24 protein-coding genes and 4 pseudogenes are annotated in these 24,446 nt (G+C 62.9%); 11 read left to right on the top strand and 17 right to left on the bottom strand.

All coding sequences use genetic code 11. The annotated features are described in order from the left end of the window. Positions 1 to 25: 25 nt before the first annotated feature. From H2O14_RS27070 to H2O14_RS04030, 3 genes are all read right to left on the bottom strand, one after another. Positions 26 to 382 (bottom strand): GNAT family N-acetyltransferase, encoded by a 357-nt coding sequence (locus H2O14_RS27070; RefSeq protein ID WP_409526939.1) that lies wholly within the window; start codon positions 380 to 382, stop codon positions 26 to 28. Further along, the gene (locus H2O14_RS28745) at positions 379 to 1,236 is read right to left on the bottom strand and encodes a GNAT family N-acetyltransferase (protein ID WP_182826616.1); all 858 of its coding nucleotides are present in this window, start codon (positions 1,234 to 1,236) and stop codon (positions 379 to 381) included. The genes H2O14_RS27070 and H2O14_RS28745 overlap by 4 nt, the downstream gene beginning before the upstream one ends. Before the next feature lie 162 nt (positions 1,237 to 1,398). Further along, positions 1,399 to 1,614, bottom strand: a complete 216-nt coding sequence (locus tag H2O14_RS04030) for a DUF2842 domain-containing protein (RefSeq protein WP_182826615.1) — start codon at positions 1,612 to 1,614, stop codon at positions 1,399 to 1,401. 79 nt (positions 1,615 to 1,693) lie between these two features. Between H2O14_RS04030 and H2O14_RS04025 the strand changes: the two are divergent. Further along, positions 1,694 to 2,792 (top strand): annotated as a pseudogene (locus H2O14_RS04025) (COX15/CtaA family protein). A gap of 4 nt (positions 2,793 to 2,796) precedes the next feature. Here H2O14_RS04025 and H2O14_RS04020 read toward each other — a convergent pair. From H2O14_RS04020 to argC, 3 genes and pseudogenes are all read right to left on the bottom strand, one after another. Continuing rightward, positions 2,797 to 3,540: an acyl-homoserine-lactone synthase gene (locus H2O14_RS04020; RefSeq protein ID WP_182826614.1), complete on the bottom strand. Its 744-nt coding sequence runs from the start codon at positions 3,538 to 3,540 to the stop codon at positions 2,797 to 2,799. Positions 3,541 to 3,636: 96 nt separating this feature from the next. Continuing rightward, on the bottom strand, positions 3,637 to 4,371 hold the full coding sequence (locus H2O14_RS04015) for a LuxR family transcriptional regulator (protein ID WP_182826613.1): 735 nt from the start codon (positions 4,369 to 4,371) through the stop codon (positions 3,637 to 3,639). Positions 4,372 to 4,475: 104 nt separating this feature from the next. Beyond that, positions 4,476 to 5,407: pseudogene (argC, locus tag H2O14_RS04010) on the bottom strand (N-acetyl-gamma-glutamyl-phosphate reductase). A 181-nt stretch (positions 5,408 to 5,588) separates the two neighbouring features. Between argC and H2O14_RS04005 the strand changes: the two are divergent. Continuing rightward, complete coding sequence (locus H2O14_RS04005) at positions 5,589 to 7,283, top strand: sulfatase-like hydrolase/transferase (RefSeq protein WP_182826612.1); 1,695 nt, start codon at positions 5,589 to 5,591, stop codon at positions 7,281 to 7,283. A 3-nt stretch (positions 7,284 to 7,286) separates the two neighbouring features. On the opposite strand, the gene speB is transcribed toward H2O14_RS04005, so the two are convergent. Both speB and H2O14_RS03995 read right to left on the bottom strand, forming a co-directional pair. Beyond that, positions 7,287 to 8,234, bottom strand: coding sequence for an agmatinase (gene speB / locus H2O14_RS04000; protein WP_182826611.1), 948 nt, complete (start codon positions 8,232 to 8,234; stop codon positions 7,287 to 7,289). A 59-nt stretch (positions 8,235 to 8,293) separates the two neighbouring features. Beyond that, a complete protein-coding gene (locus tag H2O14_RS03995; RefSeq protein ID WP_182826610.1) occupies positions 8,294 to 8,647 on the bottom strand; it encodes an antibiotic biosynthesis monooxygenase family protein in 354 nt (117 codons plus the stop codon). Between the two features lie 169 nt (positions 8,648 to 8,816). Here H2O14_RS03995 and H2O14_RS03990 point away from each other — a divergent pair, with 169 nt between their 5' ends. Then, positions 8,817 to 9,119 carry a DUF982 domain-containing protein gene (locus H2O14_RS03990; protein ID WP_182826609.1) on the top strand — a complete coding sequence of 101 codons (303 nt, stop codon included), beginning with the start codon at positions 8,817 to 8,819 and terminating at the stop codon, positions 9,117 to 9,119. A gap of 76 nt (positions 9,120 to 9,195) precedes the next feature. Here H2O14_RS03990 and rpsI read toward each other — a convergent pair whose 3' ends face one another. Together rpsI and rplM are read right to left on the bottom strand one after the other, a co-directional pair. Beyond that, a complete protein-coding gene (rpsI, locus tag H2O14_RS03985) occupies positions 9,196 to 9,663 on the bottom strand; it encodes a 30S ribosomal protein S9 (RefSeq protein ID WP_182826608.1) in 468 nt (155 codons plus the stop codon). A gap of 2 nt (positions 9,664 to 9,665) precedes the next feature. Continuing rightward, entirely contained in the window at positions 9,666 to 10,130 is a 465-nt protein-coding gene (rplM, locus tag H2O14_RS03980; RefSeq protein WP_137158197.1) for a 50S ribosomal protein L13, read from the bottom strand. A gap of 426 nt (positions 10,131 to 10,556) precedes the next feature. Here rplM and H2O14_RS03975 point away from each other — a divergent pair, with 426 nt between their 5' ends. Further along, positions 10,557 to 12,734: a TonB-dependent siderophore receptor gene (locus tag H2O14_RS03975; protein WP_182826607.1), complete on the top strand. Its 2,178-nt coding sequence runs from the start codon at positions 10,557 to 10,559 to the stop codon at positions 12,732 to 12,734. A gap of 29 nt (positions 12,735 to 12,763) precedes the next feature. On the opposite strand, the gene H2O14_RS03970 is transcribed toward H2O14_RS03975, so the two are convergent. The 3 genes from H2O14_RS03970 to cckA form a co-directional block, all read right to left on the bottom strand. Beyond that, positions 12,764 to 13,606, bottom strand: coding sequence for a DMT family transporter (locus tag H2O14_RS03970; RefSeq protein ID WP_182826606.1), 843 nt, complete (start codon positions 13,604 to 13,606; stop codon positions 12,764 to 12,766). Positions 13,607 to 13,719: 113 nt separating this feature from the next. Beyond that, positions 13,720 to 14,214, bottom strand: coding sequence for a DUF924 family protein (locus H2O14_RS03965; protein WP_182826605.1), 495 nt, complete (start codon positions 14,212 to 14,214; stop codon positions 13,720 to 13,722). 61 nt (positions 14,215 to 14,275) lie between these two features. Then, positions 14,276 to 16,873 carry a cell cycle histidine kinase CckA gene (cckA, locus tag H2O14_RS03960; protein WP_182826604.1) on the bottom strand — a complete coding sequence of 866 codons (2,598 nt, stop codon included), beginning with the start codon at positions 16,871 to 16,873 and terminating at the stop codon, positions 14,276 to 14,278. 267 nt (positions 16,874 to 17,140) lie between these two features. On the opposite strand from cckA, the gene H2O14_RS03955 reads away from it, so the two are divergent. The 5 genes from H2O14_RS03955 (at position 17,141) to H2O14_RS03940 (ending at position 19,808) form a co-directional block, all read left to right on the top strand. Next, a complete protein-coding gene (locus H2O14_RS03955) occupies positions 17,141 to 17,947 on the top strand; it encodes a flagellar biosynthetic protein FliO (RefSeq protein ID WP_182826603.1) in 807 nt (268 codons plus the stop codon). A 4-nt stretch (positions 17,948 to 17,951) separates the two neighbouring features. Continuing rightward, positions 17,952 to 18,257 carry a hypothetical protein gene (locus tag H2O14_RS03950; protein WP_182826602.1) on the top strand — a complete coding sequence of 102 codons (306 nt, stop codon included), beginning with the start codon at positions 17,952 to 17,954 and terminating at the stop codon, positions 18,255 to 18,257. Positions 18,258 to 18,500: 243 nt separating this feature from the next. Beyond that, positions 18,501 to 19,091, top strand: a complete 591-nt coding sequence (locus tag H2O14_RS28740; protein ID WP_312858546.1) for a TIM barrel protein — start codon at positions 18,501 to 18,503, stop codon at positions 19,089 to 19,091. After that, positions 19,045 to 19,296: a hypothetical protein gene (locus H2O14_RS28735; protein ID WP_312858545.1), complete on the top strand. Its 252-nt coding sequence runs from the start codon at positions 19,045 to 19,047 to the stop codon at positions 19,294 to 19,296. Before H2O14_RS28740 ends, H2O14_RS28735 begins: the two co-directional genes overlap by 47 nt. 89 nt (positions 19,297 to 19,385) lie before the next feature. Beyond that, positions 19,386 to 19,808, top strand: a complete 423-nt coding sequence (locus H2O14_RS03940; RefSeq protein ID WP_182826601.1) for a DUF6455 family protein — start codon at positions 19,386 to 19,388, stop codon at positions 19,806 to 19,808. 27 nt (positions 19,809 to 19,835) lie between these two features. Here H2O14_RS03940 and H2O14_RS03935 read toward each other — a convergent pair whose 3' ends face one another. Then, positions 19,836 to 20,264, bottom strand: coding sequence for a CoA-binding protein (locus tag H2O14_RS03935; RefSeq protein ID WP_182826600.1), 429 nt, complete (start codon positions 20,262 to 20,264; stop codon positions 19,836 to 19,838). Between the two features lie 64 nt (positions 20,265 to 20,328). Here H2O14_RS03935 and H2O14_RS03930 point away from each other — a divergent pair, with 64 nt between their 5' ends. Next, entirely contained in the window at positions 20,329 to 20,646 is a 318-nt protein-coding gene (locus H2O14_RS03930; RefSeq protein ID WP_182826599.1) for a hypothetical protein, read from the top strand. A 10-nt stretch (positions 20,647 to 20,656) separates the two neighbouring features. Here the strand turns inward: H2O14_RS03930 and H2O14_RS03925 are convergent, their stop codons facing one another. The 3 genes and pseudogenes from H2O14_RS03925 to H2O14_RS03915 form a co-directional block, all read right to left on the bottom strand. Then, entirely contained in the window at positions 20,657 to 21,088 is a 432-nt protein-coding gene (locus H2O14_RS03925; RefSeq protein WP_182826598.1) for a VOC family protein, read from the bottom strand. A gap of 152 nt (positions 21,089 to 21,240) precedes the next feature. Continuing rightward, positions 21,241 to 22,160: pseudogene (locus H2O14_RS03920) on the bottom strand (pseudouridine-5'-phosphate glycosidase). A 30-nt stretch (positions 22,161 to 22,190) separates the two neighbouring features. Then, a complete protein-coding gene (locus H2O14_RS03915; protein WP_182826597.1) occupies positions 22,191 to 23,132 on the bottom strand; it encodes a carbohydrate kinase family protein in 942 nt (313 codons plus the stop codon). 223 nt (positions 23,133 to 23,355) lie between these two features. Between H2O14_RS03915 and recA the strand changes: the two are divergent. Continuing rightward, positions 23,356 to 24,443 (top strand): annotated as a pseudogene (recA, locus tag H2O14_RS03910) (recombinase RecA). Positions 24,444 to 24,446 lie beyond the last annotated feature (3 nt).

Genomic DNA, 24,446 nt, shown 5'->3' with positions numbered 1-24,446 from the left:
TCGGCGCAACGGACTTGGCCCGCCGTTATTCCTCGACGACGGGCGCCGTGTGCGAGCGTGAGCGGATTCGTTGCAGGAGCTGGTAGAGCGCCGGGTTCTGCTTGATCATGGTTTTGAGCCGCGTGGCGGTTTCTTCCTTCAGCGCCGCCAGCCTGCCGACGGGCGTCACCGGAATCGCCACATTGATCTGAACCGTCTCGTCGGTGCACCAGGAGCGCTTGAACGGCATGTCGCCGATGCCGAAATCGAAGAGACCGGCGCCGTCCTTGTTGTACTGCTCGATCATCAGGTGAAACAGGAGTTCGCCGGGGCTCGCATCCGTCGTCGGGCCCGAACCGATCGAGCAGAACTGCACGATCACATGGTCGCCCTTGCGCGTCAGTCCTGCAATCGCCGGCGTTTCGCCCGCGAAGTCTCCCCCGTCATGCGCAGCGCATGCATGCGCAGCGGGAAATTCGCGTCGTCCTGCGGCGCATCGAGAGTCCCATGCAGGAAGGCGCGCGTCTTGGGGCAGGCGAAGACGTTCGGCAGACCGAATTCGGCGAGCCGCGCTGCCTTCTGCTCGAAGAACATATCGAGCAGGGCGTGCTTTTCTTCGGACGTCGTCGCCACGATATGGTCGTATCCGCCCAGTGTTTCGAGACGGCGATGGCCGACGCTATATTTCTTGCGACGGCGCTTGGCGTTGAGTTGGGCGAGAGTCTCGACGAAATTCGCCTTCATCCGAAGCTGGAAAGCGTGATTCTGATTGGCGATATGCGGCAACAGCGTAAAGGGCATCACCGTATCGCGCCACAGGCCCGGCATGTTCGTCAACACGATGCAGTCGACCCCGGCTAGCGCATCGCGCATATCCGCAGCGATGGCGTCCATGGTCGAGCGACTGGCGCGCGTCAGGAATTCGGACGAGAAAAGGCCGGTGTTGATGTTGGAATGTTCGGCGCCGACGAACTGGGCGCGCGTGAAGAGCCGGCCGCGTGTGATTTCCAGCGGAAGCAGGAAGGCGAGGCGGCCGTCCATTCGGCCGACGACGATCCGCAACGGTCGCTCGAAATTGTCGCGCCACGCGCGGCAATAGTCGTAAGCCTGATGCGGGGAATTGTGGGCTTCGGCTTCGAGCGCGCGCCATTCCGCCTCGAACGGCTCCATGTCCGTATGAACGCTCAGGGAAACGCCGGAGGCGCCTTTCGGCGTTTCCTTCGCGATCTGCGGCATCTCCCCTTCGGTGATGTCCACGTAACTAGCCCTCGACTGTCCCGCCAACACGGCCCAACACTCCCATCACGAGAATTTGAGGCGTTATAGGCCTGGTTTGGCCAACAAAGACTGAATCTTCGGGTGAATCTGCGCCTTTTTGAAAAAGCGCGGTTAACGCTGGGTTATCTTGCACAGCCTCGGTCAAGCCTTGGGGCGATCGGGCCGCTCCATCCATTTGATGATGGCCATGGCCGGCAAGATCCAGAGAAGGCCCGTGACGAGGAAATAGAGCAGGTGGATGCTCCAATGCGCGGCGCCGAGCGTGGCCGCGGCCACCGTGGTGGCGACGAGCGCATAGATCAGCACCAAGGCGATGATCAGCACCACACCGATCAGTTTGCGAAGCGTCTTGGGCATTTTGTCTCACATCCCGCTTATGGGTCTTGCCAGGCTCGTACATGTTATAGCAGAGCTTGACGCAAAAGGATGACCCGTCATGATCGATACAGCCATAACCGCCCATGAGGGCGCGGACAAGCGTTCTGACCGCGGCGAGGCCAATCGCCGCGCCGTCCGCGCATGGCTCGGCTTCGTGCTTCTAGCAATCCTTGCGTTGGTGCTGGTGGGCGGTGCGACCCGCCTCACCGATTCGGGTCTGTCCATCACCGAATGGAAGCCCATTCACGGCGCGATCCCGCCGCTGAGCGTCGCCGAATGGGAAGAGGAGTTCGCCCTTTACAAGCAGATCCCGGAATACAGCCAGATCAACAAGGGCATGACGCTGGACGAGTTCAAGACCATCTTCTGGTGGGAGTGGGCGCACCGGCTGATCGCCCGATCGATCGGGATCATCTTCGGCGCGCCGCTGGTGTTTTTCTGGGTGACCGGGCGGCGAGAAATCGCTGCGCTGGCCGCTGGTCGGCATTCTCGCGCTCGGCGGGCTGCAGGGCGCGATCGGCTGGTGGATGGTGTCCTCCGGCCTCGCCAAACGCGTCGATGTCAGCCAATACCGATTGGCGGTTCATCTGACGGTGGCCTGCCTGATTTTCGCTTCCATCGCCTGGGTGTGGCGCGGACTCGCGCCGCATCACGGCCGCGCGCTGCCGCAGAGCCCGCAGGCGAAAGCGGCGGGCGGCTTGCTGTTTCTGGTGCTCCTGCAGATCTATCTCGGCGCGCTGGTGGCGGGGCTGGACGCGGGCCTCGCTTTCAACACCTGGCCGCTGATCGACGGCGCTTTCATTCCGGAAGGGCTCGGCGTGATGAAGCCGCTCTGGCACAATCTGTTCGAGAATATCAAGACGGTGCAGTTCGTGCACCGGATGAACGCCTATCTGATGTTCGTTCTAGCCCTCGCCAACATGGTCTGGCTCCTGCGGAGCCTGCCGGGAACGACGCACGCCAATCGTTCGGTGATCCTGTTCGGCATGGTGTTTCTGCAGGCTGGCCTCGGCGTGGCCACGCTTCTGACGCATGTCGATATTGGCCTGGCGCTGGCCCACCAGGGTTTTGCGGTCGTCATCCTCGGATTTGCGGTCGCCAATCTGCGCGGATATTTCGGCGAATATCCGCGCAGTGCAGGCGTTGCTCGCGCCTGACGGCTCAGTTGGAGCGCGAGCCGGAGCTTTCCCGCATGGCTGTGAAATCGACGTCGGCGCGGAAGGCGACTTCCAACTCGTTCGTGTCGATGCGCTGACCATAAGGACGGACGAGGCCCACGCGGGTGACGGGATTGATGAGATCCTCGTCGATATCGAGCACGCTGCCGCGAATGCCGAACATCGTGCGATGCCGCTTCAGCGCCTTCTCCGTCATGCCGATATGGACGGCGACGACAGGCACGCCGTTGATGTCGCGCGGCGGCGCCAGCGTTTCGACTTCGTAGCCGGTTTCGAGCATCCAGGTGACCAGCTTGGGATGGGTCTCGACCACCAGTCCGCGAATGCCGGCCGACAGGCTGAATTCGAGCACGCCGGTGATCAAGAGATGCGACGCCTGCACCTCCCCGAACTGGCCGGCGTTTTGGTCGGAGATGCAGCGCGTCCATTCGTAGATGTCGGCCTCCTGTGGCCAGGATCTGCCCTGCATGAGGTCGGGATAGACGTCGCGCAGCAGATGCGGACCCGAAGTGCGCAACAGGCGCGTATAACCGACGACCGTTTCGCCGCGCGCCGCCACTAGATGGATGGCGTCGTCATCGTCGAAGCGGTCGCGCTCGCGGCCGTCTTCCGAATTGAGCTCGCGCCATCCCAATCGCTCCACGAATTGCGTGTGGCGGAAACGCCAAACATTTTCCATGAGCGTTGCGTTTTCATCGATGTTTTGTGAAGTAATAATCTTGAGCATTAGAGACTCCCGTTGAATAGGAGAGAGTCTCTGCGGGTTTACGAAACCCGGCTATGGGGTGTTTTACCTAGTTGACAGCGCCGATCTAGCCTTTAATCACTTGATTAACCCGGCGCGCAGCGCCTCGGCAACCAGTTGGACGCGATTGGTTGTGTTCATCTTGCGCTGCGCATTTTCAAGGATATGCGACACGGTGCGCTCGGAAATCCCGAGGATCGTTGAGATTTCCCAGGCCGTCTTGCCCTCCGAACACCAGGAAATGCATTCCCGCTCCCGCGGCGTCAGCTGAATGCTGCGCTTGATCAGTTGCGGCTTGTTGCCGCTCTTGAGTTCCTTGATCTTGTTGTGCGCGTAGATGGATATCATGTGCAGGGCGCTGCGGCCTTCCTGCGGCATGTCGACCTTCTCGGCCGCATAGGTGACGATGGCGCGGAAACCCATGATCGAATGGATCGGCACCGAGAAACCGTCGATGAATTTGAAGTCGCGCGCCTCGCCCATGAAATCGAGCGACCGCTTGTCCACGCTGGCGGGATCGAGAGCGTCGGACCAGACGAAGGCGTTGTCCGACAGCAGCGTGCGCTGGATCACCGGGTCGATTCGGAAATATTGCCGCTCGAGATAGCGCGCCGCCCATTCAGACGGCCAGCCGTTCAGAAGCACGTACGGGTCCATCTTCTCGTGCGGCTCGGGTATGCCGGAAATGGCGAACGCGTTGAGGCCGAAGAAATCCGCGACCTTGCGCAGTTCCGCGAAGGCCTGTTCCTCGCTGGACATTTTGTCCAGCCGGTCGATGACGTCGAACATCATGTTCGCGATGATGGAGCGCATAAGCCCTCGGCGGCGCAATTCAGATCACGCTGCGTAACATGTAAACAGGTGGTGCGGAATTGCAACAATTCGCACTACCTATATTTTAGCGAGCGCCGTTCAGCTCATGCGGCGAGCATGAGGTCCATGTTCTGAACGGCCGCGCCGGATGCGCCCTTGCCGAGATTGTCGAGCAACGCCACGAGATTGATGTGTTCGCCATCGGGTTGACCGAAAACGAACAGCTTCATCGTGTCCTTGCCGGCGAGTTCGACCGCGTCGACGCGCGCCATCTTCGCCGAGACGTCGAGCGCCACGACCTCGACGATCGACTGACCGGCGTAGTGGGCCGTCAGCGCCGCATGCACGCTTTCGACGCTCGCGCCGGCGGCCAGCTGATCGCGGAACAACGGAACCTGCACGATCATGCCCTGGGGAAGCGGCCGACCGAGGGCGAGAACAGCGGCGAACGGTCGAGTAGTCCATGTTCTCGCATTTCAGGCACATGCTTGTGCGTGAGCGGCAGGCCATAGAGGAAGTGCGGCGAGGCGATGTGGTCCGCGTGGCCCTCGTCCTCCATCTGCGCGATCAGCTGCTTGCCGCCGCCGGTATAGCCGGAGACGGCGTTGACGGTGAGGGGATGAGAGGCCGGAAGCAAGCCCGCCATGCGCAACGGGCGGATCAGGCCGATCGCGCCGGTCGGATAGCAGCCGGGATTGGCGACATAGCGCGCCGCACGGATCTTGTCCGCCTGCGCCGGATCCATTTCCGCAAAGCCATAGGCCCAGTCGGGATGCACACGGAAGGCGGTGGAGGTGTCGATGATCCGGACTTTCGGGTTGGCCGCCGTCATCGCCACCGCTTCTTTCGACGCATCGTCCGGAAGGCAGAGAATCGCGATATCGGCGCTGTTGAGCAGATCCTCGCGCATCGCGGCGTTGCGGCGTTCCGTTTCGGGAATCGACAGAAGCTCGACATCGCGGCGCTCGGCCATGCGCGCGCGGATCTGCAATCCGGTTGTGCCATGTTCGCCGTCTATGAAGATTTTCGCGCTCATCGAATCCGTCCTGTTTCATTTTGATGCATCGGCGCCATGCAGCGACCGACGAAACTGGTTTTCGCAACCGCATATACCGGCGGATTAACCGTGACTCAACGCCATAGGACCCCAGGTTTGCAAAATTGGCGTTTCACGGGCATGACAAATTTATGACAGCGCCTTTGAGTTGAGGAACGCCATGCTTACCATGTCGCATGCGAGACTGCTCGGACTGCCCACCGCCACGCAAATCTTCGCGATAGGCGCGAGTTGCATCGGCCTCTTCGCCTTTGTCCGCTACATGGACTCGCGATGGGCCTATATCCCCTATGTCTTTGCGGTGACCGGCATCATTGCGGCGGCGGTGTTCATCGTCAGTCGCAGACCGGTCTTCTCGACCATGACGGCGGTTTCCCTGACTGTGCTCCAGGGGCTGGCGTCCTTTGTGAAGCATGCGCTCAACGGAATGGCTCTGCACATCTACGACCTCCTGTTCACAGCCAGGGATGGGGATCTGTTCTCGTTCCTTGTCGAATATTATCCGATGCTCGGCTTGGCGGCGCTCGCCGCCGTCGTCGTGGTCGCGGTCCTCTTGATCGTGGTGTTCAGGATGGAGCGCCCGGTCTTCGTGATGCTTCCGCCGCGTCTGTCTCTCCTTCCGCTGGCGATCGCGCTCAGCGTGGCGACCTATCCACGCGCCCAGACCTTCGATTCCGACTACCTGCCTTTCACCGCCGGCTACAACGCCTCCGCGCTCTATTTTTCTTTCGGCCATATCCGACACCTGACCGGGCCCGCGCCGATCCGGGAACATTTCCTCGCGGCCAAGCCGACGGTCGATCTTTCTGCGGCGCCCATCTGCGGTCGCGCCGAGGACAAGGCGGATTTCTTCCTCGTCTTGTCCGAAAGCCAGGCTCCGGCGGCGCTCGGCCCCGATCTCGCGCTGCCTGAGGATGTCCGCGCATCCTTCCGTTCCGGCGATGGGCAGGTGCGGGCGATGAATGTGGAGACGTTCGGCGCCGGCACCTGGATGACCAATTTTTCGGTGCTGACCGGTCTCTCCACCGCCGATTTCGGCTGGCAGGCGCCCTATGTCAACGCCGTCATGGAAGGGCGCGTGCGCCATTCGCTCCCGCGTCTTCTCGCCGATTGCGGCTATCGCACCATCGCCCTGATGACGTTGCGCTATCGCTCGGTGAACGAAGGTCCGTTCCTGAAATCGCTCGGCTTCGAGAATGTCTATGACGCGGATGCGATGAAGCTCGGTTCGTTCGGCACGCGCGACCGGGATTACTTCGACTTCGTCCGGAAACTGGTGGCCGAGCATCGCAAGACCGATGGCCGGCCGCTGTTCATCTCCATGCAGACCATGTTTACGCATGGGCCGTTCACGACCCACTTGCCGGCAGCCGACTCCGTCGGCCTCCCATCCGTGTCTGATGATGCAGAGTTGGACGAATATGCCCGGCGCGTGGTGGTCAGTCGTCGCGACATGGCGGCGTTTCTGGAGCAGAGGCGCACGGATCCCGGCCCTCGCGGCGCTGTCGTCGCGGAGTTCGGCGACCATCAGGCCACGGCCACCAAGCGCTTCGTAGATCCCGACAATCTCGGCCGCGAAACCACCGATTTCCGCGCCAAGATGTACGAGACGTTCTTCGCCTTGCACGGATTTGGCGCGACAGTCGATTACGCCAAACTCGGCGAGCGGATCGATGCGGCCTATCTGCCGGCGCGGATCCTGGCGGCGACGACCCTGCCGAAATCCGCCGTCTTCGACGATCTCGCCGCCCTGAGCCGGCGTTGCGACGGACGCATGCATCTCTGCGTGGAGCGGGGCGCCGTGGATCGGCATCTCGCCGCCAGAAATCAGGCTGGCTTGCTGGTGGTCGACTGAGCCTCAGCCGGCCGCCAGCTTCTCCGCGCGGAGACCGAGCAGATACATGGCGACGCTCGCGCCGGCGATGGCCGTGACGAGCCCGTGGTCATAGGGCGGCGACACTTCCACCACATCCCCGCCTTTGATGTCGAGCGCGCCGAGCTTGCGCAGCACCGACAGCATTTTGGCGCTTGACGGGCCGCCGGCCACCGGCGTGCCCGTGCCAGGCGCATAGGCGGGATCGAGGCAATCGATGTCGAACGTCACGTAGCAGGGGCGATCCCCGACCCGGGCGATGATCGCCTCGGCGATCTCGGTCGCCGACATCTCTTCGACCTCATGGCCATAGACGATCCTGATGCCGCAATCCTCCGGCGCATGCGTGCGGATGCCGATCTGAATGGAGTGGTCTGTATCGATGACGCCGTCGCGCGCCGCCCGCGCCACGAAGGACCCGTGATCGATGCGCCTGTCCTCGTCGAACCAGGTATCCTGATGGGCGTCGAACTGCACCAGAGCGAGCGGTCCGTGTTTGGCGGCGTGCGCCTTCAGAACGGGCCAGGTCACATAATGATCGCCGCCGAGCGACAGCAGGAAGGCGCTCGATTTCAGGATCTTAGCGGCTTCCTTCTCGATCGTCGGAGGCGTCTTCTGGTGGTCGCCGTAGTCGAACAGGCAATCGCCGTAATCGATCACCGCCATGGCCTCGAACAGATCGCGATGAAACGGATATTGCGGATCGTTGTCGAAGATGGACGACGCCTCACGGATGGCGCGAGGCCCGAAACGCGCGCCAGGCCGATGCGAGACCGCGGCGTCGAACGGGATTCCCCAGACGACCGCATCTACGCCGGTCAGGCTCTTGGTATATTTGCGACGCATGAAGGACAGCGCGCCGGCGTAAGTCGGGTCCGTGGCGGCGCTCTTGAGGGATTTGGCGGTAAAGGCGTTGTCTATGCTCTTCTTCACGGATGCTGCTCCGACTTCCTTAAAATGTGCGACGAGGGTAAAAAAGCCAGCGGAACCGGTCAACCATCCGTGTCAGCTGTGAAGGAATAGGCGCGCTCCACCCGGGCGACCCGCACGGCGTAGCGCGTGTACCAGCGCTGCCGCCCCTGGCTCTGCGCATGCAGGTGATCGACGTCGCGCTTCCAGGCGCGGATGCTGTCTTCGTCTTTCCAAAAGGAGTTGGTCACGCCGAAGCCGTCCGCGCCTCGCACGCTTTCCACGCCGAGATAGCCCGGCTGGCGCGCGGCGAGCTCGACCATATGTTCGGCCATGGCGCCATAGCCGTCGTCGCCGTGGCGGCGAAGCGACGAAAAGATCACCACGAAATAAGGCGGCTCGGGCAGGGCTGCGAAGGGAGAGGACGTTTCGGCCATGGTCGGACCTCGGCTAGGATTTTCTTCATATTGCAGGGAACCGGGCAGCGGCCAAGCGGGTTAATGGTCCGCTCGCACACGAACACGAGGCGTCATCCGAGGATGTTCGATGAGCGAAAAAAGACGAATGCAGCGGCGCGCTGAAAGCGTCCTGTTTGGGAGAACTATCATGCAGATCAACGATATTCCTTGGCGTCAAACGATCACCGTCCAGTTGCAGAACGGGGCTTTCAGGCATTTTGCCGGCGCCTATGACGCGCTCGATTTTCTCGAAAACGAATGGCCCGTCCGCAAGGGCCGTCACTACGAGAATGCGATCACCCAGTGCCGCGCCGCGCTCTGCCGCGCCGCGCCCGTCGAGGTGGCGCGAGAAGCCTTCATCGCGTCCTGCATCGAAGCGGCGCTGGTCTGCCATGCGCCCGTTCTGCGCGCTCCCGCAAACGTCAACGGCGCATCCGCTCGCGCCGCCTGACACCGTCTCCGAGATGGATAACGACAAAGGCCGGGCGAAAGCCCGGCCTTTGCAATTTCCGCCAGCGGCGAAGCGATCAACGCTTCGAGAACTGGAACGAACGACGGGCCTTGGCGCGGCCATACTTCTTGCGCTCGACCACGCGGCTGTCGCGAGTCAGGAAGCCGGCCTTCTTCAGGACCGGGCGCAGACCCGGCTCGAAGTAGGTCATGGCCTTGGAGAGGCCGTGGCGCACAGCGCCGGCCTGGCCGGACAGACCGCCGCCGGCGACGGTGGCGATGATGTCAAACTGGCCGTCGCGGGCAGCTGCGAAGATCGGCTGACGCAGGATCATCTGCAGCACCGGACGGGCGAAGTACGCCGTGTAGTCCTTGCCGTTGACGACGATCTTGCCGGAGCCGGCCTTGACCCAGACGCGTGCGACCGCATCCTTGCGCTTGCCGGTGGCGTAAGCGCGGCCGAGCGAGTCGACCTTGCGAACGTGAACCGGAGCAGCGGCTTCGGTCGTGGTGGCGATATCCTTGAGGGCGGAAAGGTCAGCCATGATCAGCCTCTTTTCGTGTTCTTGTCGTTCAGCTTGGCGACGTCAAGAACGACCGGCTGCTGAGCTTCATGCGGATGGGTGGCGCTGGCGTAAACCTTGAGGTTCTTCATCTGGCGACGGCCGAGCGGGCCACGCGGAACCATGCGTTCCACGGCCTTTTCGAGCACGCGCTCCGGAAAACGACCTTCAAGGGTCTGGCGCATGGTGCGCTCCTTGATGCCGCCGGGATAGCCGGTGTGCCAGTAGAACTTCTTGTCGGTGTACTTCTTGCCGGTGAAGACGACCTTGTCGGCATTGATGACGATGACGTTGTCGCCGTCGTCGACATGCGGGGTGAAGGTCGGCTTGTGCTTGCCGCGGAGACGATTGGCGATGATGGAAGCGAGACGGCCGACGACGAGGCCTTCGGCGTCGATCAGGACCCACTTCTTCTCGACTTCTGCCGGCTTCTGAACGAAGGTGGACATATGTCTGTTCTTTCGTGTTGGATCCCCAATGCCCGAAGGCAAGGGGCGTTTTTTGTTGCTTGCTTTGCAGCGCCGGAGCCCTGCAAAAATTGACGTCGCCTAGTGAGGAGCGACGTTGCCGGGCTTATACGGCAGAGTTTCCCCGATATCAAGATCGGAGAACTCCGGCGCTCAAAATATTACTTAGTAAAATCAGATGATTAGATGTGTGGTAACATGAAACCGCATCGATTTTCGTTCGTTGGGCTCGATAAAGGCCGAAATCAGGCTTTATAAGTTGATATATTGACTCCTGTTATGGAGCGCTTCTATCTGGGATGCGATGTCCCGATAGCTTTCCTAGAAGACCCATGCCGATTGCCCGAACCGTCCTCTGTCTTCAGCCTCTCTCACGGGAGAGGCGTGCAAAAAAGAAGAAGGGACGCCATGTCTAGAGAAAAATCAGCCCGATTCGGGCTTCGGCTCGCGGGCCGCGCATCGCTTCTGGCGCTGACGGCGGCGCTGGCCGCATCGGCTGCGCAGGCGCAGGATGCGGAAACGCCGACCGTTCTGGAGAAGATCGTCGTCTCGAGCGCCGGCAAGGGCCCGCGGGCGGCTGCGGAGGGCCGCGCGAGGGACAATGACACGATCGCGCCGGAAACGTCGGACTCCGTCTTGAAAGACAGCGCGCCGCTGTCGCGCACGCCGCGCAGCGTGGCCGTGATCACCCGCAAGGAACTGGACGAGCGCGCCGTCAACGACATGATCGACGCGGTCAACTATGCGGCCGGCGTCCAGACCGGCCAATACGGCTTCGATCCGCGTTTCGATCAGATCAGCATTCGCGGTTACGCCACCGTCACCACGGGCGATTTCCGCGACGGGCTTCGCCAGCCCTATATGAATTACGGCACGTTCCGCACCGACGTCTACGGATTGGAGCGGGTCGAAGTGATCAAGGGTCCGGTCTCCGTGCTCTATGGCGGCTCCAGCGTCGCCGGCATCGTCAACCGCGTCTCGAAAATGGCCGACGGTTTGCAGCATGGCGAGGTCGAGACTCAATGGGGCAGCTATGGACGCGCGCAGCTTGCGCTGGATTACGGCGACGTCTCGCAATCCAACGACGCCTTTTCCTGGCGGGTGGTCGGCGTCGCCCGGCGCGGCGACACGAGCTATGACATCGCCGACAACAGGCTCATGCTGGCGCCGTCCTTCCAATGGGCGCCGGACGACGCGACGTCCTTGACAGTCTACGCGATCGGCCAGAAGGACGAGACCGACACCAATGTCCAGGGCTTCGACTATGGCGGCGAAATCCTGCGCTATAGTGATCCGGACTACGATTATCAGAAGGTCTCGCAACTGCAGACCGGCTACATGTTCGAGCATGAATTCGACAATGGCGTGAAGTTCAGCCAGCATGTGCGCTACAGCGTCATGGACCTCGACAGCCGCTATCTCGAAGTCAGTGCTACGGACGAAGCGACCGGCGTCATGAGCCGCTATCCGGTCGGCGTCTCCGATCACATGAATGTCTATCAGGCGGACAACCGCCTTTCGGGCGCTGTCGACACCGGACCTCTCGAACACAAGCTCACCGCGGGCCTCGACGCAACCTGGATCAATTCCAGTTTCGGCCTCGGTTACGGCGTCGTGAGCCCAGATTTCGACCTCGATCTCGACAAGCCGTCGACCGGCGTGTCCGGGCCCACGCCGGAACTGACCTCGTTGACCGGTAGCGACCAGCGCCAGATCGGCGTCTATGCACAGGACCAGATCACCTTCGGCGGCTGGACAGCCGTGCTCGGACTACGCAACGACTGGATCAAGCAGACGACATGGGATGACGCGGCGGGCGTCGAGACGGGCGAGGGCAGCGACAGCGCTCTATCGTATCAGGCCGGTCTTCTCTATCGCTTCGACAGCGGCCTCGCCCCCTATGTCAGCTATGCGACGTCCTTCGTGCCGCAATCCTATCGGGACGAAGGCGGCGCGCTTCTGACGCCGATGACCGGCGAACAATTCGAAGCCGGCGTCAAATTCCGGCCGGACGGCGCCGATTACGCCGTCAATCTTGCTTATTATCACATGGTCCAGTCCGATGCCGCCACCTATGCCGGCTCCAACGATACGGTCGGCTACTACTACCGCGCTCTGGGCGAGGTGACGTCCAACGGCGTTGAGATCGAGGCCCGCAAGGCCTTCAGCAATGGCTTCGATCTGATCGCGGGCTACAATTACAACGCCGCAGAAATCACCGAATCCACAAATCCTGCCGAAGTCGGCAACCGGCCCTCGACCACGCCGCTGCACAGCGCCTCGTTATGGGGCAATTACACGGTCCAGGAAGGCGGCTTCATGGATGGGCTGAGCGGCGGTCTGGGCCTGCGTTATGCCGGCAAGTCCTTCAAGGACACCACCAACACCACAGAAAACGAAGACAGGATCTATCTCGACGCGGCGCTCAATTTCGACATCGGCAAGCAGTTCAGGCGCGCCGATGGCCTGAAGGCTTCCATCAGCGTCAAGAACGTCTTCGACAAGCGCGACGAGGTCTGCACCGACGGCTATTGCTATTTCGCTCAGGGCCGCACGGTGCTCGGCTCGCTGAAATACAGCTGGTGAGCATGGTCATCGGATAGGCGGGGCGCCGCCTATCCCAATTTCATGATCAGCGCGCCCAGCGCGATCACGCCGCCGGCGATGTAACGCCAGACGCTGGCCTTTTCCTTGAGAAACACAACTGAAATCACCAGGGCGAACAGAATGGAGGTTTCGCGCAGCGCCGCGACCGCTGCGATCGGCGCCTTCGTCATGGCGTAAAGCGCAAGACCATAGGACGCCACGGATCCGGCGCCCCCGAACAGGCCGCGCCGCCAGGTGCGGCGGACGTGAGCCAGGACCGGCCTGACGCCGCGCATGAAAAAGGCGAAGGAAAACAGCAGGAGCGGCGGCAGAATGCAGATCCAGATCGTATAGGTGATCGGGTCGCCGGCCGCGCGCGCGCCGAGCCCGTCGACATAGGTGTAGGCGGCGATGACGAAGGCGTTGAGAATGGCGACGCCGGCCGCCTTCATATTGCCGCTGCGCGCTTCCGCCGCCAGCGTCAGCACGCCGGCCGAGATGGCGATTACGCCGGCATACATCATCGGAGACAATGTTTCCGCCAGAACCGTTCCGCTCGTCGTGGCCACGATCAGCGGCGCGACGCCGCGCATCAGCGGGTAGACCAGTCCGATATCGCCGAAGCGGTAGGCCGCGCCGACCAGCTGATAATAGGTGAAGTGGATGCAGATCGACGCCAGGATATAGGGCCAGGCTTCGGGATGCGGCAGCGTCATCGGCAGGAAGGGCAGGGCGCAAAGTGAAGCGACCGAGGCGCCCAGCGCGATCATGCTGGAATCGAGTTGCTTGTCGGACCCCGATTTGACCAGGGCGTTCCAGGTCGCGTGAAAGGCCGCGCCCACCAGAACGAGAAAGACGACATCCAAAGGCATGATGGGGAAGGATCCGGTGAATCGTGTGAAGGTTTTGCGACACTATCCCCGGGAGCGATGCGGATAAAGCGAGGCCGGCGCAAATAATTCGACGCCAGAGTCCCGTCTGCCGTTCAAAACCCCTTGTGCTGCTTGAGGAACTCTTCCTCCTCGTCGGTGCTCTCGCGCCCCAACACGTCGTTGCGATGTGGAAAGCGACCGAAGCGCTCGATGATATCCAGATGCTCCCGGGCGAATTTCAGCGCGTTCTCGTTGTCGATCGCCTCGTAGAGCGCGACGCAGGTCTGCTGATGGTCCGGGTCTTCGCTGTGCATCAGGGGCAGATAGAAGAACTGTCGTTCCCGGTCCGGAAATTCGTGGTCCCAACCCTTCTCGAGCGCCTCGAGCGCCAGCGACAGCGCCTTGCGATCCTCGGCGAAGGCGCGCGGCGTGCCGCGATGCAGATTGCGCGACAACTGATCGAGCAGGATGATCATCGCCAGTGCGCCTTTCGGCGACTGCGTCCAGGCGTCCAGCCTGCCCGTGCAGGCCTGGTCATGCAACGCGGCGAACCGGCTTTCCAGCTCTTCGTCGAACGCCGCGCCGCCGTTGAACCATTTCTCTTCCATGCCCCCGCGAACCAGAAGGCGAGGAGATCGTCGATGCGGGCGTCTTCCGTCATATCGTCTCTCAGCTGTCGAGCATTTCGCGCACGGTGGTGGCGAGCTGCTTGAGCGAAAAGGGTTTCGGCAGGAAGCCGAACTTGGAGCCTTCCGGCAGGTTCCGCGCGAAGGCGTCTTCGGCGAAGCCGGAGACGAAGACGAACTTCATGTCCGGCCAGCGCTGGCGGATTTCCTTGAGCAGCGTCGGGCCGTCCATCTCGGGCATCACCACATCCGAGACGACGACGTCGACCTGACCGTCGAGCTCGTCGAGGATTTCGAGCGCTTCGACGCCGGAGCCGGCCTCGTGCACGGTATAGCCGCGCGTCTCCAGCATGCGCTTGCCGCCGCGGCGGACCGCTTCTTCGTCTTCGACCAGCAGCACGACGGCGGAATTTCCGGTGAGATCGGGCTCCTCCTGCGGAGGCTGCGGCGCAGCGGCGGGAACTGCGGCGACATTTGAATTCGCCGCGACGTCGCCGGCCGGAACCTCTTGCGGAATATGCCGCGGCAGGAAGATGTGGAAGACCGTGCCTTTGCCGACTTCCGACTCCGGAAACACATAACCGCCCGACTGTTTGATGATGCCATAGACCATCGACAGGCCGAGGCCCGTGCCCTTGCCCACATCCTTGGTGGTGAAGAAGGGTTCGAAGATCTTGTCCATGATATCGGGCGCGATGCCCGTGCCTGTGTCGACCACGTCGATCACCACATAGTCTTCGACCGGCAGGCCCCTGAACGGCGCAACGGCGGCCTCGGAGGCCGGCAGGTTGCGCGTGCGGATCGTCAGCGTGCCGCCGCCGGGCATGGCGTCGCGGGCGTTGACCGACAGGTTGACCATCACCTGCTCGAATTGCGAAAGATCCGTTTTCACGGGCCAGAGATCGCGGCCGTAATCGATCTCGAGCTTCACATTCGTGCCCGAGAGCATGCGGGTCACCAGCATGCGGAGATCGCCGATCGCGTCGGTGAGATTGATGACCGCCGGCCTCAGCGTCTGCTTGCGCGAGAAGGCGAGAAGCTGGCGCACCAGCACCGCGGCCCGGTTGGCGTTGCGCTTGATTTCCATGAGATCGGCGAAAGAGGAATCCGATTGCCGCGCCTGCAGCAGAAGATGGTCCGACGACAGAAGGATGGCGGTCAGCACATTGTTGAAGTCGTGCGCGATGCCGCCCGCCAGGGTGCCCACCGCGTTCATCTTCTGCGTCTGCGCCATCTGGGTTTCCAGCGCCTTCTGCTGCGTCGTCTCCACGGCGTAGACGATGGCCGCTTCCTCGGGCGCTTGGTCGGACTGGTCGATCACCGCGTTGATGTAGAAGCGAAAATACCGGCTTTCGTCCGCCGGATGGCGTGCGTCGACCGGCTCGATATCGGCCTTGAAATCCTTGGCGGCATGCAGCGCGGCGGCGAGCTTGTCGCGTTCGGTCTCCGCCACCACGGAAAACAGGTCCTGGCCATCGGCGCCTTCCGGAGTCTTCAGGCTCGCGAACAGCTTCATGAACTGGGTGTTGGTGCGGAGAATCCGGCCGTCGCCGTCGACCGAGGCGATGGCCATCGGCGTGTTGTTGAAGAATCGGTTGAAGCGCTGGGCCGCCGAGGAATCCTCCGACGCCGCCTCGTCCTGGACCCGCTTCAGCACGATGGTGCGGCTTTCGCCCGGTGCGCCGTCCTTGGCGGCCGAGACGCGATGGATGATCCGCACCGGCGCCGAGCGGCCGTCCAGCTTTCGGAAATCGAGATCGAGCGTTTCGGTGCGGTTCTGGCCGGGTTCGGGATGGATCGTCTCGAGCCTGGTCAGGCCTTCGCCGGCGCAGATGTCGCGGATCGACAGCGAGCCGGGACGGAACCGGGTGAGGTCGATATCGAGCCAGTCGGCCAAAGTGGCGTTGAGATAGAGGATCTCGCCCTTCCGCCCCGCCGAGAAGAAGCCGGCCGGCGCATGGTCGAGATAGTCGATGGCGTTCTGCAATTCGCGAAAATATTTTTCCTGCTCGCCGCGTTCGCCCGTCGTATCGGCGATTTCCCAGAGGAAGAAGGGGCCGCCCGGTTCGTCCTCGATCTCGACCGGCCTCGCCTTCAGCCGGTACCACCAGGCGGGCTCGTTGTCCGACACGGTCTGGCCGAGCGGTCGCGCCAGTCGGAACTCTTCATAACCGGACTTGCCTTCGACCAGACCATTGGTGAGGCGATAGACCGCTTCGGTGGATTCGCGGCTGCGCGAGAGGAGATGCTCGATCGTGACGGGCCCCGCCGCCGGGTCGGCGCCGGTCAGGCGGCCGTAAGCGGCGTTGGCGTAGACGGCGCGGCCCTTGCGATCGGTGATCAGCACGCCTTCGGGCATCGTGTCCAGCACGGCGCGCGAGACAGTGTCGGTGCGGTTCTGCGGCATCACCTCCACGAAGCCGACTATGCTCGACACCAGAAAGAAGATGCCCGCCATTGCCAGGACGCCGAGGATGCCGAGCACCATTTCGTTTTCCAGCTGGTCTCGAAACCAGACGAAAGCCGCCGCCGCCGCGACCAGCGCGAGCGCGAGCAGAAAGAGGCGAAGCGCCGTTCCCGGTCGCTGTCCGTTCACCACCACCGGCCTGTAAGGGTCGGCCGTCCCGTTCGCTTTTGTCATCCAGTCCTCGATATGCGCCCCGGCGGACCGGCCGAGCGTGATTGCGCATTGCGCCGACTCATGTTTATCAAGTTGAAACAGTTCCACAAAGCGCGCACAGGACTAATTCACCACTCAATTGCATCGGTTGATTGACGTGAGCGGGCAAACTGGCCCGCCGCGGCGATGGATAAGATGGGATTTGTCTTGCCAAGCCGGAAAAATGCCTTCAATGACCCTTACTGATATGCTCTTGTCGACGTATATCGGACGAAAAAGGAAAGCATGATGCTGGATGGATTGGCGCCTGATCTCGCGCCGCGACTGGTAATCGCCATTGGCGGCGTCGTTCTCGCACTCGTCGCCTTCATCGTCGTTCTGATGATCCTCAAGAAGCGGAACTCTCCTTTGTTCATCAAGGGCGGTCGCGCCCGCGAGCACCGACTGCATGTCCTCGACGCCGCCGCCGTGGACGCCAAGCGCAGGCTCGTGCTGATCCGTCGCGACGACACCGAACATCTCATCATGATCGGCGGCCCCACCGACATCGTCATCGAAACCGGCATCAATCCGAACCGTCCGTTGTCGGGCGATATCGCGCAGGTGCAGGCGCAGGCGCCGGTGGCGATCGCTACAGAGCCGAAGCCGCAGCCGCAGGTTCAGCCGCCGCAACCGCAGCGCCGCGTGGAGCCGCCGCGCCCGCCGGAGCCGCGCGTCGCGCAGCCCGTGGTCCAGGCGGAGCGTCCGCGCGAAGCGGCCAGGCCGGCGCCCGCAGTCGCGCCGCCCGTCCAGCCCGCATCCCCGCCGCGTCCGACCCAAGCCGAACAGCCGAGCAAACCGGTCGAGCCGCGCATTTCGAATATGGGCGCGATGCTGTACGACGAGGGCCGCGAGCCTTTCGCCGGATCCCAACCGCCGACAAGCGTCGCGCAGACGCCGAAGGCGTCGCCGGCCTCCGCGACCGCGAGCCAGGCCGACGCTATCTTGGAACAGGCGCGCAGCCGTGTCCTGCCGCAGGCCGGCGCGGTCGAGCGCCGCCGCCACGCACACGGAGCCTCCACGGGTCGATACGGCCGCCAGCGATGCGAAGCTTGAGGCGATGCGCGCCGAAGCCGCTGCGCGGCTCGAAGCGGCGCGCCAGGCGCAATCTTCGCCGCCGCGTCCAGCACAGCCGGCCCAGCGCCCGCAGGCGAGCCTGCCGCCTCCGACGCCGGCGTCCAATCCGGACAGGCTGGCTTCCGATTTCGCGAGCTTTCTCGAAGCCGAACTCGAAGCCGGGGGCGTGCTGGCCAACGGCGCGCGAACGCCCGGCGCACCCGCCGGTCAACCCGGCGCCGGCAGCGCCGAACAGGCGGTGAACCGCCGGCTCGGGGAAATCAACGTCAACAAGACCGATCCCGCCTGACAGCGTTACGCATCGACGGCGGCGGCGCCCGGGGAGGGGACATGCCCGACACGAAAACCAGACATTACGCCGCGCGGCTCAACGCCTTCAAGATGGACGCTGCGCGCTATTGGCCGGGGAAGAACCGCATCACAACGCTCGACCTCATCGAAGCGCGCCGCCACCGTCGACGGGCTGAACGCCGCCGATCTCAACTATCCCGATCACTTCGTCGATGTCCCGGCCTCCGAACTCAAGGCGCGCATGGACGATCTCGGCATGGCCCTGAACGGCGGCGCCATGCGGTATTATACCGATCCCGGCTTCAAGCTCGGCGCCTTCACCCATCCGGATGAAACCATTCGCCGCGCCGCCATCGACCTCACCAAACGCGGCATCGACGCGGTGCGCGAAATGGGCGGCGGCCTGATGACGCTGTGGATGGGCCAGGACGGCTTCGACTATTCCTTCCAGGGCGACTACAGGCGGATGTGGGACGACACGATCGCGGCGCTCGACGAGGTCTGCGGCCATGACGCGGCGTGCGACATCGCCATCGAATATAAACCAAACGAGCCGCGCTCCTATGCGCTGATGCCCGATATCGGCACGACCCTGCTTGCGATCCGCGAAGCCGGCGCGGCCAATCTCGGCGTCACGCTGGATTTCGCCCATGTGCTGTTCGCAGACGAAATGCCGGCGCATGCGGCGAGCCTCGCGGCTCGACACTCGCGTATCCTCGGCGTGCATTTGAACGATGGTTACGGCAAGCGCGACGACGGCCTGATGATCGGGCACAGTGCATCCGGTGCAGACGATCGAACTTCTGGTCGAACTGTCGCGCAGCGGTTATGACAAGGCCATCTATTTCGACACGTTCCCCGATCACGGCGGGCTCGATCCCGTCGAGGAATGCCGGACCAATATTCTCGCCGCCAATATGATGTTCGATATCGCCGAGCGCCTGAGCACGCATGCCGGCCTGGCCGAGGCGATTGCGCGGCAGGATGCGGCGATCAGCCAGCGCATCATCATGCAGGAACTCTACCAGCGAAGCTGAGGCGTCCGGCGGCTTGACCGATGTCAATGCGCCGTCCCGCAATCGGATGGAGAATGTCCCCCATTGCATTCTTGTCTTTGGGGGACGCCATGAACATGCCACTCGCCGCGCATTCGGTTATCGACACGGTCTCGACCTGGTGGCGCGACCGCATGCAGATCTCGGCCGAACTCGACGAGATCGCGCGGCTGAGCTACCAGGATCTCGAAGACGTCGCCAGCGACTGCGGCATGACCACGCTGCAACTGGTCGACGTCATCAAGGCCGGGCCGCATGGTTCGGACGAAATGCTGGCGCTGATGAAGGCGCTGAATATCGATCCGGACGCCGTCAGGGAATTCAACCCGCGCAATTTTCGCGACATGCAGGTGGCCTGCGCCCGGTGCAGCGTCAAGGGCGATTGCCGGTCGCATCTCTCCGACGGTTCCATCTCCGAACATTATCGCGACTATTGCGAAAACGCCGACGTGATGAATGCGCTTCGGGCGCAGCCGATGATGTTGTCGGAATAACCCGAGAGAAACGAGAAGCGGCCGCCGTCAGCCGAAGAGACGCGGATACTCGATCGCGGGGCACCGGTCCATGATCACCGTGACGCCTGCGGCCTCCGCCTTTTCCGCCGCCTTGTCGTCGCGCACGGACAACTGGCCCCAAATGGCCTTGGGCCTGGGGGCGAGCGCGAGCGCCTCGTCGATCACGCCCGACAGTTGGTCGGCGGCGCGGAACACGTCGACCATATCGATCGCGTTCGGTATCTCGGAGAGCCGGGCGTAGACCGTCTGCCCGAGAATCTCTCCGCCCGCGTGGCCGGGATTGACCGGTATGACCTTGTAGCCCTTGTCGATGAGAAACCGCATGACGCCGAAGCTCGGCCGCGCGGGATTGGCCGAAGCGCCGACCACCGCGATGGTCTTCACGGAACCAAGCAGATCCCGGATGGTTTTCGGATCGTAAGAATCATGGTTCATGCGCGTTCCTCCTGAAGCATCACGTCATCAGGACATAGGAACCGTGGCTGAAGGAGAAAAGACCATGCGCGCAACAATTCTCGCCGCTCTCCTGCTTTTGCCGACTGCGACGCTCGCCGATCCGGTGCGGGTCAACGCCCTGAAGCACAGCTGTGAAAGTCTGCGTCGGATCGTCGAGGACAACGGCGTGGCGATCATTCGCTATCCCTCGCGAAACAAGCCCGGCCTCACGCTCTACGACCGCTATATCAGCTCCGTTTCGTCTTGCGGCAACCGCCAGATGGTCGAGACCATGAGCATCCCGGCGGCGGACACCGACAGCTGCCGCATGCGCCACTGCGTGCCGTCCGATTGTGACCCGGGCGAACCCTTCTGCTTCTGACGGAGAAAGCTCAGGCGTCGAGGATCAGGTGTCCCTCGGCGTCCATCGTGACGAAGGGATTGTAGGCAACTTCCCAGAGATGCCCGTCGGGATCGGCGAAATAACCGGAATAGCCGCCCCAGAACACTTTCTCGGGCTCTTTCACCGCAGTCGCGCCGCAGGATAAAGCGAATTTGTAGACGGCGTCGACGCCGCGCTCGCTGGTGACGTTGTGCGCGAGGGTGACGCCCGAAAATCCACGCGCCGTATTGTCGACATGGGCGTCTTCGGCCAGCGACTGCCGCGAAAAAAGCGCCAGGGTCACGCCCTTGAGCTGGATGAAGGTGATGGCGTCCTGGCTGGCGCCGGATTTGCTCCAGCCGAGCCTCTCATAAAAAGCGGTGGAGCGCGCCACGTCTTCGACGCCCAGGGTGATCAGGGATATTCGGCGGTCGAGAGACATGCGAGCTCCACTTGTTCGCTGAATGTTCTTTATCCGTACATAAACTTCAGCGAACCGTCAACAAAGCTTCAATTTTTCTGATTGGTCGATGAGCGGTTGGCGGGCGATGCGCAGCCGCGTGATCGACGCGGCTGCTATACGGGACGCGCCGATCAGTCGTTCAGCGCCAGCGCAATGCGGGCGGCGAGGCGGGCGTTGTTTTCCACCAGCGCGATATTGGTTTCCAGGCTGCGACCCTCGGTGATGTCGAATATGCTCGACAGAAGATAGGGCGTCACCGCCTTGCCCGCGATGCCGTCGGCTTCAGCGTTGTCGAGGGCGCGATTGATGTAGATTTCCATCTCTTCGCGTTCGATTTCCTTGTCTTCCGGCACCGGGTTGCCGATCAGCATGCCGCCATGGATGCCGAGTTCGTCGCGCATCTTCTGGAACCGCGCGATGGCTGCTGGGGGCTGTCGAGACGGAGCGGGCTCTTCAGGCCAGATCGGCGCGACCAGAAGGCGGGAAAATCGTCCTGCCCGAAGGTGACGACCGGAACGCCTTTGGTTTCCAGCACTTCGAGCGTCTTGGGAACATCGAGAATGGCCTTGGCGCCGGCGCAGACGACGATGACGCCGGTGCGGGACAGCTCCTCCAGATCCGCCGAAATGTCGAAGGTCTCCTCGGCCTTGCGATGCACGCCGCCGATGCCGCCGGTGGCGAACACCTTGATGCCCGCTCCGGCTGCGGAGATCATCGTGGCGGCCACGGTGGTGGCGCCGGTGCGGCCTTCCGCCATGGCGAAAGCCAGATCGGCGCGCGACAGCTTCATCGCATCCGGGGTCTGCGCCAGCTGTTCGAGCTCCTGCTCGTCGAGGCCGACATGCAGAACGCCGTTGATCACGGCGATGGTGGCGGGAACCGCGCCCTCGGCCCGGATGATCGCTTCGACGCTGCGGGCCATGGCGAGATTGCCGGGATAGGGCATGCCATGGGTGATGATGGTGGATTCGAGCGCGACGAGAGCCCGGCCCTCGGACTTGGCGACGGCGACCTCCGCCGAATAGGTGATCGGGAGCTTGTGGCTGGACATGGGCGTTCCTGACTGGTTTCTAAAAGAGGCTTACAACAATATTTCCGCTTCCGGCACAAGGGCGAGGGTGGAGGCGAGCAGCGAACGGCTGAGCGCCTCCGACGCCGCCATCTCGCTTTCGAGCGCGATGCGCGCCGTGGCGGTGGCCGATTTCAGGCAGGCGTCCAGCGATGCGCCGGAGAGCGCCGCGTCGAGAAATCCGGCGGCGAAGCCGTCGCCTGCGCCGGTGACGTCGCCGATCGAGGCCAGCGCCGGCGGAGCGAGGCAAGCGCTTTCCCCGCCCATCCAGGCCACGGCTTCGCGGCCGCCGCGGGTGATGGCGCCGCCCCGGAGGCCGAGCCCGGTCATCACATCGGGCCAGCGCCTGAAATCATCGATCTCCCGGCCGGACAGCGCTTTGGCTTCCGCCTCGTTCATGAACAGGAAATCGAGGTTGGTCAGCGCCTCGCCGAAGCGAACGATCTTGGCGGGCGAAATGCCGATCGCCGCCACCGTCTTGCCGAGCCGTCGACCCATGGCGGCGATCACCGCAAGCGTATCTTCCGGCAGGTTGGCGTCGGTGAGGACGGCGTCGGTGGCGTCGAACGCGTCGCGCACCGCGCGCACCGACAGCCGGCGAGGCGGAAACAGCCTGTAGAGCTCCATGTCCGCGAGCGCGATCACCAGATTGCCGTCGCGCTCCAGAATGGCGGTGTAGCTGGGCGTTCGGCGATCGAGGAAGGTGAAGGGCCGGTCGACGACGCCGGCCGCCTCCGCCGCGATCGCCACGGCTTCGCCCTCGGCGTCGCCGCCGCGCGGCGAGATCAGCGTCACGTGATGGCCGAGCCGCGACAGGTTGCGCGCCGCGTTGAACACGCCGCCGCCGGCCTCCTGCCGCCACGAGCCGGGATTGGAGGCGCCGGGCGCCGTCTCGCCGGAAATGCGGCCCCGTCGATCGATATGGGCACCGCCCAGCGCCAGAATTGCGGTCATTCCAGAGTACCCCGATTTTCGAATCATCTTAGCCGGGAGGCGCGGTCCGCCGCAAGCGCGGCCTGAGACGGAACCTCTTGAAAACACCCGCGAAAACAAAAAAGGAACATGGCGGAGAAAACTATTTCGCTTCAATTGATTGGCGTTATCTTGCAACAAGAGAACAAAGCAAGTACATAGACTGCATTGCTTCGCCAGCCCGGATAACCTAAAGGTGGATGACATGGCCCAGAACACATTGCGACTCGTAGAGGAAAAATCAGTGGATAAAAGCAAGGCACTGGACGCGGCCCTGTCCCAGATCGAACGGTCCTTCGGCAAGGGTTCGATCATGCGCCTGGGCTCGAACGAGAATGTCGTCGAGATCGAAACCGTTTCGACCGGCTCCTTGAGCCTCGATATCGCGCTCGGCATCGGTGGTCTGCCCAAGGGCCGCATCGTCGAAATCTACGGCCCGGAAAGCTCCGGTAAGACGACGCTGGCGCTGCAGACCATCGCCGAAGCGCAGAAGAAGGGCGGCATCTGCGCCTTCGTCGACGCCGAACACGCGCTCGATCCCGTCTATGCCCGCAAGCTCGGCGTCGATCTCGAAAACCTCTTGATCTCGCAGCCCGACACCGGCGAGCAGGCGTTGGAAATCACCGACACGCTGGTGCGCTCCGGCGCGATCGACGTGCTCGTGGTCGACTCCGTCGCGGCGCTGACGCCGCGCGCCGAAATCGAAGGTGAAATGGGCGACAGCCTGCCGGGTCTCAAGCCCGCTTGATGAGCCAGGCGCTGCGCAAGCTGACCGCCTCGATCTCGCGCTCCAACTGCATGGTCATCTTCATCAACCAGATCCGCATGAAGATCGGCGTCATGTTCGGTTCGCCCGAAACCACCACCGGCGGCAATGCGCTGAAATTCTACGCCTCGGTTCGTCTCGACATCCGCCGCATCGGCTCGGTCAAGGAGCGCGACGAAGTGGTCGGCAACCAGACCCGCGTCAAGGTGGTCAAGAACAAGATGGCGCCGCCTTTCAAGCAGGTCGAGTTCGACATCATGTATGGCGAAGGCGTCTCCAAGACCGGCGAACTGGTCGATCTCGGCGTCAAGGCCGGCATCGTCGAAAAGTCGGGCGCCTGGTTCTCCTACAACAGCCAGCGTCTCGGCCAGGGCCGTGAAAACGCCAAGTCGTTCCTGCGCGACAATCCGGATCTCGCCCGCGAGATCGAACTGTCGCTGCGCCAGAACGCCGGCCTGATCGCCGACCGCTTCCTCGAGAATGGCGGGCCGGAGCCGGGCGAGAGCGACGACGCGCTGGAAGCCTGATCT

The sequence above is a fragment of the Rhizobium sp. G21 genome (genome assembly GCF_014158035.1).
Classification (GTDB): Bacteria; Pseudomonadota; Alphaproteobacteria; order Rhizobiales; family Rhizobiaceae; genus Rhizobium_E.
Note: the sequence above shows the minus strand (reverse complement) of the source record. Positions and strands in the feature narration are given on the sequence as shown.

Coding starts and splice junctions, on each gene's coding strand:
- H2O14_RS28740 (WP_312858546.1), top strand. CDS start 18,501: ATGGACGATCTCGGCATGGCCCTGAACGGCGGCGCCATGCGGTATTAT.
- H2O14_RS03950 (WP_182826602.1), top strand. CDS start 17,952: ATGCGCGCCGAAGCCGCTGCGCGGCTCGAAGCGGCGCGCCAGGCGCAA.
- rpsI (WP_182826608.1), bottom strand. CDS start 9,663: ATGGCTGACCTTTCCGCCCTCAAGGATATCGCCACCACGACCGAAGCC.
- H2O14_RS03940 (WP_182826601.1), top strand. CDS start 19,386: ATGAACATGCCACTCGCCGCGCATTCGGTTATCGACACGGTCTCGACC.
- H2O14_RS04030 (WP_182826615.1), bottom strand. CDS start 1,614: ATGCCCAAGACGCTTCGCAAACTGATCGGTGTGGTGCTGATCATCGCC.
- H2O14_RS03925 (WP_182826598.1), bottom strand. CDS start 21,088: ATGTCTCTCGACCGCCGAATATCCCTGATCACCCTGGGCGTCGAAGAC.
- H2O14_RS03915 (WP_182826597.1), bottom strand. CDS start 23,132: ATGACCGCAATTCTGGCGCTGGGCGGTGCCCATATCGATCGACGGGGC.
- H2O14_RS04005 (WP_182826612.1), top strand. CDS start 5,589: ATGCTTACCATGTCGCATGCGAGACTGCTCGGACTGCCCACCGCCACG.
- H2O14_RS03935 (WP_182826600.1), bottom strand. CDS start 20,264: ATGAACCATGATTCTTACGATCCGAAAACCATCCGGGATCTGCTTGGT.
- H2O14_RS03965 (WP_182826605.1), bottom strand. CDS start 14,214: ATGGAAGAGAAATGGTTCAACGGCGGCGCGGCGTTCGACGAAGAGCTG.
- H2O14_RS03955 (WP_182826603.1), top strand. CDS start 17,141: ATGCTGGATGGATTGGCGCCTGATCTCGCGCCGCGACTGGTAATCGCC.
- H2O14_RS03990 (WP_182826609.1), top strand. CDS start 8,817: ATGCAGATCAACGATATTCCTTGGCGTCAAACGATCACCGTCCAGTTG.
- cckA (WP_182826604.1), bottom strand. CDS start 16,873: ATGACAAAAGCGAACGGGACGGCCGACCCTTACAGGCCGGTGGTGGTG.
- H2O14_RS03970 (WP_182826606.1), bottom strand. CDS start 13,606: ATGCCTTTGGATGTCGTCTTTCTCGTTCTGGTGGGCGCGGCCTTTCAC.
- H2O14_RS03930 (WP_182826599.1), top strand. CDS start 20,329: ATGCGCGCAACAATTCTCGCCGCTCTCCTGCTTTTGCCGACTGCGACG.
- rplM (WP_137158197.1), bottom strand. CDS start 10,130: ATGTCCACCTTCGTTCAGAAGCCGGCAGAAGTCGAGAAGAAGTGGGTC.
- H2O14_RS04020 (WP_182826614.1), bottom strand. CDS start 3,540: ATGCTCAAGATTATTACTTCACAAAACATCGATGAAAACGCAACGCTC.
- H2O14_RS03975 (WP_182826607.1), top strand. CDS start 10,557: ATGTCTAGAGAAAAATCAGCCCGATTCGGGCTTCGGCTCGCGGGCCGC.
- H2O14_RS03995 (WP_182826610.1), bottom strand. CDS start 8,647: ATGGCCGAAACGTCCTCTCCCTTCGCAGCCCTGCCCGAGCCGCCTTAT.
- H2O14_RS04015 (WP_182826613.1), bottom strand. CDS start 4,371: ATGCGCTCCATCATCGCGAACATGATGTTCGACGTCATCGACCGGCTG.